This is a genomic window from Leifsonia sp. NPDC058248 (assembly GCF_042881905.1).
GTDB lineage: Bacteria > Actinomycetota > Actinomycetes > Actinomycetales > Microbacteriaceae > Leifsonia.
The window spans coordinates 25,392-40,817 of the sequence record NZ_JBHVXB010000001.1; the positions used below are offsets into that span (position 1 = coordinate 25,392).

Annotated in this window: 14 protein-coding genes and 1 pseudogene; 9 read left to right on the forward strand and 6 right to left on the reverse strand. The window is 66.9% G+C overall.

Translation table 11 applies throughout. From position 1 onward, the window contains the following. Window positions 1-6 precede the first annotated feature (6 nt). From ACFVV5_RS00100 to ACFVV5_RS00110, 3 genes are all read right to left on the reverse strand, one after another. Window positions 7-1,230: an MFS transporter gene (locus ACFVV5_RS00100; RefSeq protein ID WP_387237080.1), complete on the reverse strand. Its 1,224-nt coding sequence runs from the start codon at window positions 1,228-1,230 to the stop codon at window positions 7-9. Between the two features lie 148 nt (window positions 1,231-1,378). Next, a complete protein-coding gene (locus tag ACFVV5_RS00105; RefSeq protein ID WP_387237083.1) occupies window positions 1,379-2,329 on the reverse strand; it encodes an NAD(P)-dependent alcohol dehydrogenase in 951 nt (316 codons plus the stop codon). Window positions 2,330-2,414: 85 nt separating this feature from the next. Beyond that, complete coding sequence (locus tag ACFVV5_RS00110; RefSeq protein WP_387237086.1) at window positions 2,415-2,663, reverse strand: hypothetical protein; 249 nt, start codon at window positions 2,661-2,663, stop codon at window positions 2,415-2,417. A gap of 109 nt (window positions 2,664-2,772) precedes the next feature. Between ACFVV5_RS00110 and ACFVV5_RS00115 the strand changes: the two genes are divergently transcribed. Beyond that, a complete protein-coding gene (locus ACFVV5_RS00115; RefSeq protein ID WP_387237089.1) occupies window positions 2,773-3,453 on the forward strand; it encodes a cation diffusion facilitator family transporter in 681 nt (226 codons plus the stop codon). Window positions 3,454-3,854: 401 nt separating this feature from the next. On the opposite strand, the gene ACFVV5_RS00120 is transcribed toward ACFVV5_RS00115, so the two are convergent. The 3 genes from ACFVV5_RS00120 to ACFVV5_RS00130 all read right to left on the reverse strand — a co-directional run bounded on the left by ACFVV5_RS00120 (window position 3,855) and on the right by ACFVV5_RS00130 (window position 7,196). After that, window positions 3,855-4,895 carry a LacI family DNA-binding transcriptional regulator gene (locus ACFVV5_RS00120; RefSeq protein WP_387237092.1) on the reverse strand — a complete coding sequence of 347 codons (1,041 nt, stop codon included), beginning with the start codon at window positions 4,893-4,895 and terminating at the stop codon, window positions 3,855-3,857. A gap of 252 nt (window positions 4,896-5,147) precedes the next feature. Continuing rightward, window positions 5,148-5,984 carry an SDR family NAD(P)-dependent oxidoreductase gene (locus ACFVV5_RS00125; protein WP_387237095.1) on the reverse strand — a complete coding sequence of 279 codons (837 nt, stop codon included), beginning with the start codon at window positions 5,982-5,984 and terminating at the stop codon, window positions 5,148-5,150. A 336-nt stretch (window positions 5,985-6,320) separates the two neighbouring features. Continuing rightward, window positions 6,321-7,196, reverse strand: a complete 876-nt coding sequence (locus tag ACFVV5_RS00130; RefSeq protein WP_387237098.1) for a helix-turn-helix transcriptional regulator — start codon at window positions 7,194-7,196, stop codon at window positions 6,321-6,323. A gap of 101 nt (window positions 7,197-7,297) precedes the next feature. Here ACFVV5_RS00130 and ACFVV5_RS00135 point away from each other — a divergent pair, with 101 nt between their 5' ends. The 8 genes and pseudogenes from ACFVV5_RS00135 (at window position 7,298) to ACFVV5_RS00170 (ending at window position 14,907) form a co-directional block, all read left to right on the forward strand. After that, window positions 7,298-8,569, forward strand: a complete 1,272-nt coding sequence (locus ACFVV5_RS00135) for a multidrug effflux MFS transporter (RefSeq protein WP_387237101.1) — start codon at window positions 7,298-7,300, stop codon at window positions 8,567-8,569. Beyond that, a complete protein-coding gene (locus ACFVV5_RS00140; protein ID WP_387237104.1) occupies window positions 8,557-9,588 on the forward strand; it encodes a zinc-dependent alcohol dehydrogenase family protein in 1,032 nt (343 codons plus the stop codon). Before ACFVV5_RS00135 ends, ACFVV5_RS00140 begins: the two co-directional genes overlap by 13 nt. Continuing rightward, window positions 9,585-9,992, forward strand: a complete 408-nt coding sequence (locus ACFVV5_RS00145) for a cupin domain-containing protein (protein WP_387237107.1) — start codon at window positions 9,585-9,587, stop codon at window positions 9,990-9,992. Before ACFVV5_RS00140 ends, ACFVV5_RS00145 begins: the two co-directional genes overlap by 4 nt. After that, window positions 9,989-10,309 (forward strand): annotated as a pseudogene (locus tag ACFVV5_RS00150) (carboxymuconolactone decarboxylase family protein); the annotation flags it as partial. The gene ACFVV5_RS00145 and the pseudogene ACFVV5_RS00150, both read left to right, overlap by 4 nt. Before the next feature lie 340 nt (window positions 10,310-10,649). Then, window positions 10,650-11,276, forward strand: coding sequence for a PadR family transcriptional regulator (locus tag ACFVV5_RS00155; protein ID WP_387237110.1), 627 nt, complete (start codon window positions 10,650-10,652; stop codon window positions 11,274-11,276). A gap of 47 nt (window positions 11,277-11,323) precedes the next feature. Further along, entirely contained in the window at window positions 11,324-12,013 is a 690-nt protein-coding gene (locus tag ACFVV5_RS00160; protein ID WP_387237113.1) for an ABC transporter ATP-binding protein, read from the forward strand. Next, complete coding sequence (locus ACFVV5_RS00165; protein WP_387237115.1) at window positions 12,010-14,247, forward strand: FtsX-like permease family protein; 2,238 nt, start codon at window positions 12,010-12,012, stop codon at window positions 14,245-14,247. The genes ACFVV5_RS00160 and ACFVV5_RS00165 overlap by 4 nt, the downstream gene beginning before the upstream one ends. 63 nt (window positions 14,248-14,310) lie before the next feature. Then, a complete protein-coding gene (locus ACFVV5_RS00170; RefSeq protein WP_387237118.1) occupies window positions 14,311-14,907 on the forward strand; it encodes a hypothetical protein in 597 nt (198 codons plus the stop codon). The last annotated feature ends 519 nt before the right edge of the window (window positions 14,908-15,426 follow it).

Here is a 15,426-nt window from a genome sequence, read left to right on the forward strand (position 1 = left end):
CGCACCCTAGATCCTGTTCCCCACCCGTCGATGAAGCACGACGAGCCCGATCGCTGCGATGAGGGCGAACACGGCAGGGATGACGAACACGAGCGGGAGCCCGATCGTGCCTGCTCCGATGCCTCCCGCGAGACCGCCGAGGGCGGAGCTCAGCGCCGGCGCCGTGATGAAGATCGCCGACGCCGTGGCGATCGCGGCCGGCAGCAGCCGTTGGGCCACGATGATGCCGAGCCCGGCGAAGATCCCCCAGACGCCACCCATCAAGAGCTGACCGGCGAAGAGTCCGGCGGCCGTCCCGGTCGTCGCGAAGAGGAGGTTCGCCCCCACGCCGAAAAGCGCTCCGATCACCATGAGCGGGAGCATCCCCATCCTGCGCGCGACGACGACCGCCACCGGCATCAGGACGAGCTCGACGAGCGGCTGGATACCGATGATGGCGCCGCTGAGAGCGGCCGGAAAGTGCAGTTGCCCGTTCATGTAGATCGGCAGATAGGCGTATTTGATCGGCTCGCCGGCGTAGACGAGGATGAACAGCCCGGTGAACGCGAGGAGCGGTGCCATCGCGCGCACCGGCACCTGGGCACGCGCAGCCGGATCGACGTCATGCTCCGTAGCGGGCGCCAGGCCTGCGCCCTCGCGCAACGTTCCGAGCGGAACGATCTGGGCGAGCGTGCAGAGGGCCGTCGCGATCAGCATGACGCGGAGGCTCGTCTGTGCGGCGAGATACGCCCCGGCGACCGGGCCGATCACCCAGCCGAACGTCAGAGCCATCCGGACGATCGAGACGACACCGTCCCCGACCGGTGTCGGGGAGGCTTCGAGCTCGTCGTGGATCGCAGCGAAGAGCTGAGATGCCGCTGCCCCTGCGAAACCCAGGATGACCGCGCTGATCACGAACGGCATCCAGAGCTGACTGGAGAAGGCGATGGAGAACCAGCCGAGAGCGCCGGCCGCTGCGCTCACCCGGAACAGGCCGAGCCTGCGGCCGGTGCGGTCCGAGCGGCGTCCGATCAGGTAGCCGGCGATCGGTGCCGTGAGGTTGGTGAGGTAGTACAGGCCCGCGACCGTGAGCGAACTGCCGAGATCCTTGACCAGGAACTGCGCGATCTGCGGCGCGGCAGCCGAGGTCCCGAGTCCGGAGAGGAACAGGGCGACCGTAGAACCGCGGTAGAGCGGACTCCCGAGCACGACGCGCAGGGCCGACGGGGTGCGGGTGAGCTGGTCGGTCATCGCGAGGCGTCTCCATTGAGCGGGATGTGCAAGAAAACCGTTAAGTGATCGGTTTCTGCGATGCTATGTGGTTCGTGAGGCGGGTGCAAGGAGGTTCGGCTGCGCGGTCCTCCGGGGAGCACGAACGCATCCGACAACCGTAGATGACCTAGGGCGTGACGACCACCTTGCCGAGCGAGTGCCCCTCGCCGACGTACGCGATCGCCTGCGGCACCTCGTCGAGTGCGAAGGTGCGGTCGATGTGGATGCGGAGGTCGCCGGCGATGCAACGCTCGGCGGCGGGCTCGAAGTACGTCGGTCCCGGGCGCGCGATGAGGAGTCCCAGCCGGCGCCCGGTGAGCAGGCCGAGAAGAGCCCCGACAGTGATGACCCGCAAGAGCGATCGCACCGTTCCGCCGACGAAGAGGTAGCGTCCGCCGCGCGTCAGCGCCCGCCGATACGCGAACACGGATCGGTGCGCGATGAGATCGAGCACGAGATCGTACGGTTCGCGCCGGGTGAAGTCTTCTCTGCGATAGTCGACTACGTCGTCGGCGCCGAGCTCTCGCATGAAATCGAGCTTGCCCGCGTTGTCGACGCCTGTCACGTGCGCCCCGGCGAGCTTGGCGAGCTGGACGGCGAACGACCCCGCCCCACCGCCCGCCCCGTTGATCAGCACGCGCTGCCCGCGGCGCACGCCGGCGGTTCCCTGAACGGCGATCGAACCGGACTGCGGCAACGTGGAGACCTGGGCGAACGTCAGCTCTGCCGGCTTGTGCGCGAGCGCCGATTCGGGCGCCACCGCGTACTCGGCGAACCCGCCCATGAGAGCCAGATTGTCGCCGTACACCTCATCTCCGAGGCGGAACCGGGTGACCCCGGAGCCGACAGCCGCCACCCGCCCGGCGATGTCCGAGCCGAGCACCCGGCGAGACGGGGCACGCAGCTGCCCGTTCCGCGCATATGCCGGAGACCCCGTCAGCGCCTCCCAGTCCGTCAGATTCACGGCTGTCGCGACGACCTCGATCAGCACCTGACCCGCGCCCGGCGTCGGCATCGGGACATCCTCGACTCGCAGCTCGTCGGGCGGGCCGTACCGGTCGTACACCACCGCCTTCATGGTGCGGCCGTCAGCGTCGAACGCGGAGAAGTGGACATGCGGCCGAGTGTACGCGGACGCCTCCTGGAGGGGGATGCGGCCGCGATCACGGCCCTGATTCCAGCCTCGGCACGACCAACACGAAAGGCCGGCCGACGTTTCCGTCAGACCGGCCTTTGGTGTTCGCTTCGGCTAATTCATGTTTCCCCATCGTCGGCTGGGCGACAGCGCTCGCCAAGTACAGTCCGGCCACCAGGGCCGATGCCGAGGCCGGCGTCGCATGCAGATCGCTCGCGATTCCGACCAGGGCGGTGACGATGATCGAGCCGTTGATCGGATTCAGTGCAGCACCCATATACAGCGGGGTGACGAAGCGCCACCCGAAGGCCTTGCGGGTTCCTCGTGGTCGTTGCGTGTCTACTACGGGTATCATCTGAGCCGGATCCGGATGAAACAATGTTCAGGTGTCCGTTGCATCGAATGACGGTGAGCCCGATCGGGTCGGAGGCAGGGCTCCGAGGTGGAGTCAACGTCGCCGGATCCTGATCGTTCTCTGCCTCAACGTCGCCCTGATCGTCGGTTTGGTCGTCGCGGGCCTGCTCGCGCACTCGGTCAGTGTGCTTGCCGCCGCCGGCGACACCGTGGCCGACTGTTTTGCGCTGGTGCTTGGTCTGATCGCCATCGCCCTTCGCGACCGCGATCCGGATCACCCGCACGCACAGCGGCCGATCGCAATCGCGGCGCTCGTGAATGCCACCCTCTTGCTGGTCGTAGCCATAACCGTGACGATCGAAGCGCTCTCCCGGCTAAGCGAAGGCTCACCACCGGTTGAGGGTCTGCCGATGGTGATCGTCAGTCTCATCACGGTCGTCGTCATGCTCACCGGCGCATTCGTCCTCGGCCGTTCCGCAGCAGGCGAGGACCTGCACATGCGATCCGTTCTGATTGATGCCATCGCCGACGCGGCCGCCGCGGCAGCGATCGCCGTGGCCGGTGGCATCATCTTGGTCACGAACGGTCTCTACTGGCTTGACCCGGTACTGGCGCTGGGAGTGTCCGTCCTGATCGCAATCGCGGCCATCCAGCTCATCGTCAAAGCGATCGCCGCCCTCCGCGGGAAGGACGTCGACTTCGACGACGACTGAAGCGCCGGCCACGGGCAATCTACGTTGAGGCCCAGAAGCCGAACAACGCGACCGCAAACCGCACCCGGTCAGTCTGCCTGAAAGAGTGGTCCGAACCACCGTCCGACGACGAGACGAACCACGCCCCGTCCCCGTGCGCGCCCTCGTGCAAGCGAGGGTTGTGTACGACGAAGTCATAAAAGTCGACGCCGACGCGATCGCGTGGACACCTGGTGGGGCTGTGCTCATCCACTACACGCCAGAGGGTGAGAGGTTCCCGGAGTTCGTGTGGCTGTGGGCGAACGCGGTCCGCCGGATCGGTTACGCTTCACCACCAGAGCGATGAGCTGGAGCCGACTATGGGTCGTCCTGCCGGCGCATCAGTCAGGGGCGGCAGCGTCGCAGTGAACGCTGTAGTTGAGCTACCCCGTGGTGCTCTGCCCGCCCCTGATGGTGACAGGAAGAACGGAGCGCTGATGCTGATGGCCGGGTTCCGCTTCGTCGATCACGAGGCGGATTGCTTCCTCGCCCATCTGAAACGCGGGGAGGACGATCGATGTGAGGGTGATCCAGTCGGAATGCTCGCCGTCATGGTCGCCATCGAGGCCCATGACTGCTACGTCGTGCGGCACCCTGATCCCGGGATGGGCTCGCAACGTCTGTAGGGCTCCGATGGCGATCTCGTCCGTCACTCCTACGATGGCGTATCTCCCATCGATGGGCTCGTGCGAGAGAAGTCGGGTCGTTGCTTTGATACCGTCCTCGACCCAGAGGCCGTCCGTCGAGACGTCCGTCACCTCGAGACCGAGTCGCTGGGCGCCATCGTGCAGGCCGCGCCGCCTCTCGATGATCGGCTGGGCGACGTCGGCAGTGGAGAGGAACAGTATGTGTCGGATGCCGATCTCGGCTACGTGTTCGGCGGCCAGCCGGCCCGCCTCCTCGTTGTCCATCAGCACGGAGCACCAGTCGCCCGGCTGATCGTAGTTGAGGACGACGATCGGGCTGACGTGGCCGCGAATGCGAGCGATGCCTTCGGCGGGGTCGCGCATGGATGCGAGCAGGATGCCACTCACGCGAGCTTCCGCGAAGTCGTCGAGGAACTGGTCCTGCCGATCCGTTTGAGCGTCGGGCGCGTCGAAGGACTCGAACTGGAACACAGCGTTGGCCATGAGCAAGCTCAACCCTCGACTCTGAGCGGTGATCTGCGCGCCACGCGCCATCTCGACGAAGAGCCTGTTCACGATGTCGGGGACGATGAGGCCGATGCCCTCCGTACGCCGACGTTTGAGGTCTCGGGCAGCGGCGTTCCGGATGTACCCGAGCTGGTCGATCGCCTGCAGCACTCGCGCTCGTGTCTCCGGGCGCACCTGCGACGGCCGGTTGAGCACGTTGGAGACGGTGCCGATCGATACCCCCGCCCGCAACGCGACGGCCTGGATTGTCGGAACTGCTTCCTTATTCATCGGGTCCTCCCCGATCGATGCTTTCATGCGCTGCGCTCTTTATGCGCGCCACGCCGTGTACCAGGTAGTCGGCCGAAGCCCGACCAGCCCTCCTACGCGGGGGTGCGTGGGCTCGAGACAAAGCCCACGTGCCGGGCAGCTGCAGCTCTTCCCCGTCAGGGGCGGGGGAGGCCCAACCCTCTCCGGCTCCGCCCGTGCTCGTCGCGACACCGATAGGCGCCTTGTCAGCTCGACCTGTTCCCGACTCGGTTCCTAGTGGTCCAGGCCGGCAGACAGGTCGAGGTGCGCCGTCGCCTGGTCGATGAGGGTCTGTCCCTTCGCCGTGATAGCTTCGACGGCATCGGCGCCGGCCACCCATCGTGCCGGTGCCGGGTCAAGGTCGACGACCTTGACGAGGTTCGCGGCGAGCTTGGCAGGGTCGCCGCTCTGCTGACCGTTCATCGACTTCCACTCTTCGATGGTTTTCGCGGTTGCTTCGGCGTAGTCGGCGATCGATAGCTCGGGCCAGATGGTGGAGGATCCTTCCACCAGGAGTTCGGTGCGGAAGAATCCCGGTTCGACGGCGGTGACGCGGACACCGAACTGCGCGACCTCCTCACGAAGCGACTCGGTCCAGCCCTCCAAAGCGAACTTCGATGCGCCGTAAGCGCTACCGAACCCACCGGAGACGATGCCGGCTGTTGAAGTGATGGTGATGATGTGGCCGTACCGCTGTGCGCGCATGATCGGCAGCAATGCACGGGTCACGTTCAGTGGGCCGAAGAAGTTTGTCTCCATCTGCGCACGGAACTGCGCAGGGCTGACCTCTTCGAAAAAGCCGGGCTGGAAATTCCCGGCGTTGTTCACGAGCACATCGATCCGACCGAAGCGATCCGTCGCGGCTCTGACCGCGGCGTCGACGGAAGCGGTGTCCGTGATGTCGAGCGACACGGCCAGCAGATTCTCGTGCCCTCCGACAGCCGCCGCGACCTTCGCCGCGTCGCGAGCCGTCGCGACGACCAGACGACCAGCCGCGAGAGCGGCCTGCGCGATGTCGACGCCCATCCCACGGCCGGCGCCGGTGATGAACCATACGTCCTTCTCAGTCATGCGGAGACTCCAATCGGTGGCGTTATAGATGGCTTCCGTAGTCGCGGAACGAAAGGTCGAGTGGCAATTGGGAGAGGAGCGACGCGGTCGCAGCGCTGGGTCGGAGGATTCCGAAGACGGTTGTTTCGTTGATGGTGATGCGGATGTCGGTATCGTTCACGGTCGCCTCTGACGGGGAGTTGGTCGGTGACGTCACGGTCGGGGACGGTGTTGACGTTGCGGGCGCCGAGGTCGTAGCTGTGGAGATGTTGTTGCTTGTGCATCCGGCCAACGCCAGACCGAGCAACACGATTCCAGCACTCGCGTGCCCACCATAGGGAGCCTCCTTCAGCCCGGTCAGTTGTGTTCCACGACCGGCGGGTGGTTGGCTTCCCAGGAGGCGAGGAGGCGCAGGCTTTCTGCAGATGGTGAACCGGGTTCTGCCGTGTAGATGAGGAGGATGTGCCCGGGTTCGGCAGTGATGGCGAATTCCTCGTAAGCAAGGGTGAGCTCACCGACGATCGGGTGGTGGAAGCGTTTCGTGCCGGCGCCGTGGGTGCGAACGTTGTGCGCTCCCCAGAGCTGTCCGAAGGTGTCGCTGCGGGTGGAGAGTTCGCCGACGAGGTCTTGGATGGCCCGGTTGTGCGGGTCGCGCCCTGCCTCGGCGCGCATGACCGCGACGCACATCTCGGCGAAGAGTTCCCAGTCAGGGTAGAAGTCGTGTGAGGCGGGGTCGAGGAACTGGAATCGGGCGAGGTTGGGTGTGCGTCCGCCGTCGCCGATCAGCGGGGAGTAGAAGGCACGGCCGAGGGCATTGAACGCGATCACATCGGACTGTGCGTTGCGGACGACCGCAACGCCGTCGGTGATCGCGTCGAGCGCCCAGTGCAGTGACGGACGGGTCGCCGGGTTGCGGGCAGCGCGGCGACGTCCCCGGCCGGAGGCGGGGATACCGTCCGCGGCCCTCGCGAGGTCGAGCAGGTGGGCGCGTTCGGTGTCGTCGAGCTGCAGGGCCTGCGAGACCGCGTCGAGCACTGAGGCGGAAGCGCCGGCGATGCCACCGCGTTCGAGCTTGGCGTAGTACTCGACGCTGACGCCGGCGAGCATGGCGACCTCGGAGCGACGTAACCCACTCACCCGCCGGTTGGGGCCCGCGGGGATGCCGGCGAGCTCCGGGGTCAGCCTTGCGCGTCGCGACATCAGGAACTCGCGGACCTCGGCTCGGTTATCCATGCACACGAGGCTACGTCCGTCAGCGCGAATCAGGGGTTCCCTGTCGGTACACCTCTCATCAGAGACTCCCCCGGCTACGCGAGCCGCGCTTTGCTTGTCGGGTGACAGACTCCCTTGCCCCCACCGCTGACCGCGTTCGCACCGGCCGTTGGCTGGCGACCCCCCTGCTCGTTCTGACAGTGTTCGGACCGATCTCGATGGACCTCTACCTCCCCGCGCTTCCCGCATTGACGTCCGAGCTCGGTGCAGCGACCTCGTTGGCCCAGCTGACGGTGACTGCGTGTCTGATCGGCCTCGCCGGCGGCCAACTGCTCGCGGGCCCGCTCTCCGACCGGTTCGGCCGGCGCCTGCCCCTTCTCATCGGGATCGCCGCGTACGTGATCGTCTCCGCGCTCTGCGCCGCCAGCCCCACGGTTGAGATGCTGATCGCGGCCCGCCTGGTGCAGGGTCTTGCCGGGGGTGTCGGCATCGTGATCGCGCAGGCCGCAGGACGCGATGTCTATGACGGCGGCCGTCTCATCCGGTTCTACGGGCGACTCACCGTGATCGGCGGGTTCGCCGCAATCGTCGGACCCCTTCTCGGTGGAGCGCTCACCACACTGATGGACTGGCGCGGCCTGTTCCTCGTGCTCGCAGTCATCGGCGCCGCCATCCTTGCCTGGGCGGCGTTCGGCTTTCCGGAGACCTTGCCGGTGACGGAGCGCACGACCGGCGGCTTCATCCGCGTCGGACAGGACATGCGCCTCCTGTTCCGCGACCGTCGGTTCGTCGGTGCCGTGCTCGCCCAGGGTTTCGTCTACGCGGCTCTGTTCGCCTATCTCAGCGGCGCCACCTACGTGCTGCAGGGCGTCTACGGGCTGACGCCTCAGCAGTACGCGTTGGCATTCGGCCTGAACTCCGCGGGATTCATGGTCTTCGGCTACCTCGCCGGACGCAGCAGCGAACGATGGAGCATCATCGGCACTCTCGTCATCGGCCTCATCCTGACGGGACTCGGCGCAGCCGGGTTGCTCGTCGCCGGACTGGCGCACATGCCGCTGATCGTGGTCATCCTGTCCTTGATGTCACTGGTCGGTGGAACCGCCGTCACCAGTCCGCCTTCGACGACCCTGGCGTTGTCCGACTACCCGCAGATCGCGGGCACCGCGTCCTCTTTGCTCGGTGCGGCCCGGTTCGCTTTCGGGGGCATCGCCGCTCCCCTCGTCGGAGTCGCCGGTGCCCTCAGCATTCTGCCCCTCGGAATCGTCACCACGGTCTCTATCGTCCTCGCTGGATTGGCCGCGATCATCTTCCTCTCCCGGCGCGCGCTCGACACCCGCGCCGACACGTCCCCCACCCTCACAACGGAAGGAACTCCCGCATGCGTGGAGTAATCATGTACGCCCCCGGAGACATTCGCGTCGAAGAGCGCGAAGACCCCACCATCGAGCAGCCCACCGACGCGATCATTCGCGTGACAGCTGCGTGCATCTGCGGTTCCGACCTCTGGCCCTACCGCGGGATCGAGCCGGTGAACGGCCCGGCACCGATGGGCCACGAGTACGTCGGCGTAATCGAACAGGTCGGCGACGATGTGAAGACCATCAACGTCGGCGACTTCGTCGTCGGCTCGTTCTTCGCCTCCGACAACACGTGCGAGATCTGCCAGGCGGGCTACCAGTCGCGCTGCGTCCATGGCATCGGGATGGGAGCGCTCGGCACCCAAGCGGAGCTGCTGCGCGTCCCGCTCGCCGACGGCACCCTCGTCGCCACACCTCGGCAGCCGAGACCGGACGAGATCCCCAGCCTGCTGGCGGCGTCCGATGTTCTCGGAACGGGATGGTTCGCCGCGGTCGCAGCCGAGGCCGGCCCCGGCAAGACGATCGCCGTCGTCGGTGACGGAGCCGTCGGACTGCTCGGCATCCTCGCCGCCAAGCAGCTCGGCGCCGAGCGCATCATCGCGATGAGCCGCCACGCCGACAGACAAGCACTCGCCCGCCGATTCGGCGCGACCGACATCGTCGAGGAGCGCGGGGACGACGGCGTCGCCAAGATCAAAGAACTCACCACAGGGCTCGGCGCGCACTCCACCATCGAAGCAGTAGGCACCCAGGAGTCGATGATGCAGGCCATCCGCGCCACCCGCCCCGGCGGTCACGTCGGCTATGTCGGGGTCTCGCACGACGTCGAGCTGCCCGGGCTCGAGCTGTTCCTCTCCGGCGTGCACTTGCACGGCGGACCCGCACCCGTGCGTCGCTTCCTCCCTGAGCTGATCACGCTCATCATGGACGGTGAAATCGATCCCGGCACCGTCTTCGACCTCACCCTGCCCCTCGACGACGCCGCCGAAGGTTACAAGGCAATGGACGAACGCCGCGCTATCAAGGTGCTTTTGCAGACGGAGGCAGCATGAACATCGAACCACGCATCCCCACCAGCAAGAACCCGCCGGAGCAGTTCGCCGGCGACGTCTGGCTCGACGCCGTCGCTCTCCCGCACGACGAGGGCCAACGGATGGTCGTCGCCACCGTCCGCTTCGCTCCCGGCGCACGAACCGCGTGGCATAGCCATGCACGCGGCCAGTATCTGCGCGTCACTCAGGGCGTGGCCCGTTTCGGCGACCGCGACGGCAACATCATCGAAGTCCGTCCCGGCGAGACGCTCTACACACCACCCGGCCAGGACCATTGGCATGCAGCGGCCCCGGACTCGTTCATGGAGCACATCGCCATGCTCGAGAACGCCGACGACCCGGCGGAAACCACGGTATGGAAAGAGCACATCACCGACGACGAATACAACGGGAGGCGGCGATGACCGAACAGCACCCTAGCTGGACCGGAGGCCAGAACGCGTTCGGCGACTTCGCGCCCGACCTCGTGCACTACACCGATAAGGTCCTCTTCGACGAAGTGTGGGAGCGCTCCGGGCTGTCCAAGCGCGACCGCAGCCTGACCACCGTGGCCGCTCTCCTCGCCGACGGCAACCCCGACCAACTCCGATTCCACCTGCCGTTCGCCCGCGAGAACGGCGTGACCGAGAAGGAACTCATCGAAGCGATCACCCACCTCGCCTTCTATACCGGCTGGCCCAGGGCGATGTCAGCCATGACTATCGCCAAAGAGGTGTTCACCCCGAACCAGGGCGAGACGAAGTGCCATCCTGACCGGCGCATCGATTGGGACGAGTGTTTGCGCGGATCTGCCCGCGCCCCCGATCGAGTTGAATAGTGGGGCGTCGGGCCATGCCCGAACTCCGTGGCAGCTCTGAACGAACGACGGGGCCTGTTAGCGCCGCACGCGGGTCGCTTCGAACGATTCGAGATCGGATTCGGTAGGCGCACCCGTCGAGCGTGCTGAACCACACCTGTGCGAACTCCCGACGCCGACGCACGGCAACCGGCTACATCTGCCCCACAAGATGCGGCTACAGGGTATATAAATACCCTGTAGCTATTTAACGACGGGGGAATCCATGTCTATCCGACAGAGCTTGCTCGCCATTCTCGATCAGGGGCCGTGCTATGGCTATCAGCTTCGCAGCGAGTTCGAGCGGCGCACGGGATCGACCTGGCCGCTGAACGTCGGCCAGATCTACAACACGCTCGACCGACTCGAGCGCGACGGTCTGGTTACGAAGACCGACTCGGATACTGATGGCCACGTGAACTTCGCCATTACTGAGACGGGACGCGCCGAGGTTGCGGCTTGGTTGTCCTCGCCGGTCGTGAGGTCAGCTGCAGCGCGCGACGAGCTGGCGATCAAACTTGCTGTCGCTGTCACGTTGCCGGGAGTCGACCTCGCCCAGGTCGTGCAGGTGCAGCGTCGCGCGACGCTGCGCGCACTGCAGGACCTCACCAAGACGAAGAACGCGTCGAGCGATCCCTCCGGCGCGGAGGATCTCGCGGGCCTTTTGGTGCTCGACTCGTTGATCTTCAGCGCGGAAGCCGAGATCCGCTGGCTCGACCATACCGAGACAAGGCTTGCCCGAGCAGTCACGGCAGGCATCGCTGTGGCGATGCCGCTGAGCGACGAGTTGCCTAAACGCGGCCGGCCCGTGAAGTCCGGTAGCGGCAGCGCCGGCGGCTCGGGCGCCCGATGAGCCGCGCAGCCGTGCCTGGTGAGCTTCTCCGCCTCGATGGAGTCTCGATGCATTACGGGTCCGGCGAGGCGTCGGTAACGGCGCTCGCGGGTGTCGATCTCACCCTTGGGCGTGGGGAGCTCGTCGCGATCATGGGGGCATCCGGTTCGGGGAAGTCGACACTGTTGACCATCGCCGGCGGTCTGACCACGCCAACGAGTGGAGAGGTCATCGTCGACGGGCAGTGGCTCGCCGATCTGCCGCCTTCGGGTCTGGCCGCTCTGCGCCGTCGGTCGCTCGGCTTCGTGTTCCAGGACTTCAACCTGATCCCTGCGCTCACCGCGCTCGAGAATGTCACGCTGCCTCTCGAACTCGACGGGTGGAAAGCCCGCAAGGCGCGCACGGCCGGTCTCGACGCCCTCACTGCTGTAGAGCTCGACGACCGGGCCGACCGCTACCCCGACGACCTTTCGGGCGGTCAGCAGCAGCGCGTGGCGATCGCCCGCGCCGTCGTGGGGTCGCGCCGCCTCATACTCGCTGACGAGCCGACTGGCGCCCTTGATTCCCATACCGGAGAACTCGTGCTGCGGATGCTTCGCCGTCGCGTCGACGCCGGCGCCGGCGGCATTCTCGTGACGCATGACGCGCGTCACGCCGCCTGGGCGGACCGAATCGTCTTCCTGCGCGACGGTCGAATCGTAGATGAGAGCCGCGCCGACAGTGCCGACAGTCTGCTCGCCGGCCGGTCGAACGCATGAGCAGACAAGGACGCAGCAGCTCCTCGCCTCTCACGTCGTCGTTCGGAGGCATGCTGTCCGCCGCTCGCGCCACCCTGCGCATCGCCCGTCGCGACAGTGTGCGGGCGCGCGGGCGCAGCGCACTCATCGTCGCCCTGATCGCTGTCCCCGTGGCCGGTATGGCCGCGCTCGTCCTCGTGACCGCGAGCACAACACCGACTGCGTCCGAGTATCTGCGCGTCGAACTCGGAACGACCCAGGCCGCTGTGCAGGTCGTCGCCGCACCGGGAACGGACCTCGTTCAAGATCCGCGCTCCATGGCATGGGGCAACTCCGGCTCGAATGATGGCTCGTCGACTACGCCCACCACGCGTGTCGACGAGCTCGTCCCAGCCGGCACCCGGATGCTCCCTCTGCTGTCGAGCGCGGTAACGGTACGAACAGGCGAGGGTATCGCCGCCATCGGGACTGTTCTCGGTGAATCGTGGGACCCCGCGTTCGACGGCCGCTATCGACTGGCAGCGGGCCACGCGCCCACAGGGGCCGGTGAGATTCTCGCCACCGCAGGAGCCTTGAAACGACTCGGTATCCCCCTAGGGGGCAGAGCGCACATCACCGTGCCGGCCGACCGAGAGGTGACGGTGGTCGGCGTGCTCGACGCGCGCGGTGTTCCCGCGAGCGAGGAGATCCTCTTCGGGATGCCGGAGTCGTTCGGCGCACCTCCGGACCTCACCGCCGACCCGCAGACGGTGGTCTACCTGCCGGACACCTCGATGACCTGGGCGCAGGTGAGAGCGCTCAACGAGCGGGGGGCTGTCGCTCTCTCCCGGGCAGTCGCGATGGACCCGCCACGGTCGAGTGCCTACGACGAGTCAGGGCTAGGGGACCGTTCCCGCTCGGCGAGTGTGGTGCTGATGGGCTCGATCGTCGTCGGGTTCGCGCTGCTCGAGGTCATGCTGCTCGCCGGCGCTGCGTTCATGGTCGGCGCCAGAGCACAGGAGCGGTCTCTGGCAACATTCGCGAGCGTCGGCGCTCCACGCGGAGCACTCATCCGGCTGATCACCGCGAGCGGTCTGATCCTCGGCGCCATCGGGGGCGTGGTCGGCGTGGTCGCGGGAATCGGCCTGGGCACCCTCTTCATGGCCACGACCGACGATGGCAGCGCCACCCGCTACTGGGGTTACCACCTGCCGGTGAGCATGATGCTGCTGATCGGTCTCGCCGCTGTCGCCGTCGGTTGGCTGGGGGCGTTGATTCCGGCGATCCGAGCGTCGCGGCTCGATGTGGTCCAGGCGCTACGCGGCGCACGCCGACCACCACGACAAAGTCGGCGACGCCCGCTCGCAGGTCTGGTTCTGCTCATCGTCGGGATCGGGGTGACGCTCGCTGGCGGCGGACTCCTGGTGGCCGTCACCATCGCAAACCGCGGGACGACGGGACTGATCGACTGGGCGCTCAGCGGCACGCTCATCGGCGGCCCCGTGCTGGCCATCGTCGGTCTGGTGCTGTGTTCCCAACTGTTGTTGAGTGCAGTCGCCCGAGTGCTGGGCCGCGCCGGGGTGGCGGCACGGCTCGCCGCACGCGACGCCGCACGCAATCCCGCTCGTAGCATCCCGGCGCTCTCTGTCATCATGACCACCGTTTTCGTCGCCGTGTTCGCAATGACGATGGCCGCCAGCAGCGAGGCCACAGCTGCGTCGCAGTATCAGTACCGGCTGCTGCCGGGACAATTAGGAGCTTCGGCCGCCACGATCGATCCCACGAACGGCCTCTACGAACCGGCGGACGCGGATGCATTCGCTCAGGCAGCGCGCTCATCGCTCGATGCCGCAAATGTGCGGGTGCTCTCGAGTGTGACCGATCCGGGTTCGCTCACCGGAGCGGCTGCGTCCGGCGGTCCCGCCGTCGACCCGGATGCCCCTTTGCCCGCGCTGACCGTTCCGGCGCAGAACCAGTGCCCGTCCGATGCGAACTCCATCAACTACGACGAGCGAACATCCGATCGTGGGTCGGCCGAGGCGAACGCCGCGGCCGGGGACTGGCGCTGCCGCGACCCGTTCGTGATGTGGGGGGGCATCTGGGGCAACGCCGGCCACATCTGGGTGGGAGACACCGACGACCTCGCCCTGATGCTCGGCCACACCCCCAGCGCCGCCGAACGCACAGCCCTGAACGCCGGAGGCGCCGTGTCGTTCTACCGGCAGTACATCGACGACGGCTCGGTGAACATCTCCTGGTGGCCGGCAAAACATTAGGACAATGGGCAACCGTGGGATGCCACCGCGCCCGCGTCCCGCTCGGAGCACCTGAAGGCGGTCATGGTCACGCCGGCTCACCCGCTCCCCTACGGCATCCTGATCTCGCGATCGACCGCGGACTCCCTCGGACTGGCATACTCGGATTCGATAGTGATGGCGACTCCCCGCACCCCGGCGACGCAGTCTCAGGTGGATGCCCTCAACGGGCGGATCAGCGCCATTACGGGTATCCCCGACAGCTACGCCACCTACGTGGAGAACGGCCCGTCACGGGGAGCGAGTGGATTGGCCTGGGCACTGGTCGCACTCAGCGCCCTCGTCGCTGTCGCAGCCGCCAGCATCGCGATCGGACTCGCACGTGCCGACGGGCGCCGTGACCAGGTCACCCTCGCAGCTGTGGGCGCAAGCCCGTCCGTGCGGCGGGGCTTCGGCTTCTGGCAGGCCATCATGCTCGCCGGCGTTGGCGCCATCCTCGGAGCACTGACCGGGCTCGTCCCCGCGATCGCCCTGACTCTTCCCGGGGGCTCCACGCAGTTCAGCGCCCCCTGGCTTCAGATCGCCGTGGCAGCCACAATGCTGCCACTTGCGATCGCAAGCGTGACCTGGCTAACGGCCGGCCGGGTGACGATCGACACCAGGCGCGCCGCGATCGAGTAACGACCGCGCACGCCACGTCGAACGGGCCACGCGGCACCAGGGGGGGGTGCGGCTTGCCCACCAACCGCGCCCCCTCCGGTTAGACCGGGAGCGTCTGTTGATGCGGACGCCTTATCCGAACGCGGGCAGCCCCTCATCAATCTGCGCGACGATATTGTCGCGGGCGAAGACATGCGCGGTCGAGCGTGACCTTCCTGACGTGTGACCACTGTACGAGTGCGGTCACGCCACAGTGACCGGTGAAGGAGAACGCGCCGCTGTATCTGTCACAGGCGTGGCATCTGGCTATCACCGGTCGGCTGCTGTTCGAGGATCCGATCCTCGCCGGCCCGGACGGCCCACACGTCACGGGGGTGTTCCGGCCGCGGTTGGGCTTCGTGGGCAGCCTGGGTGCGGTTCCTCGGTCGTCCCGTTCGGGATTGTGCGACGGGGCCCTCGTCGAATGACGGGGGCCCTTTCGCGTTGCCGCCTGCCGAGGTCGGGGAGGAGAATGTGATCGCGTGCGGTGGTGACCGAGAA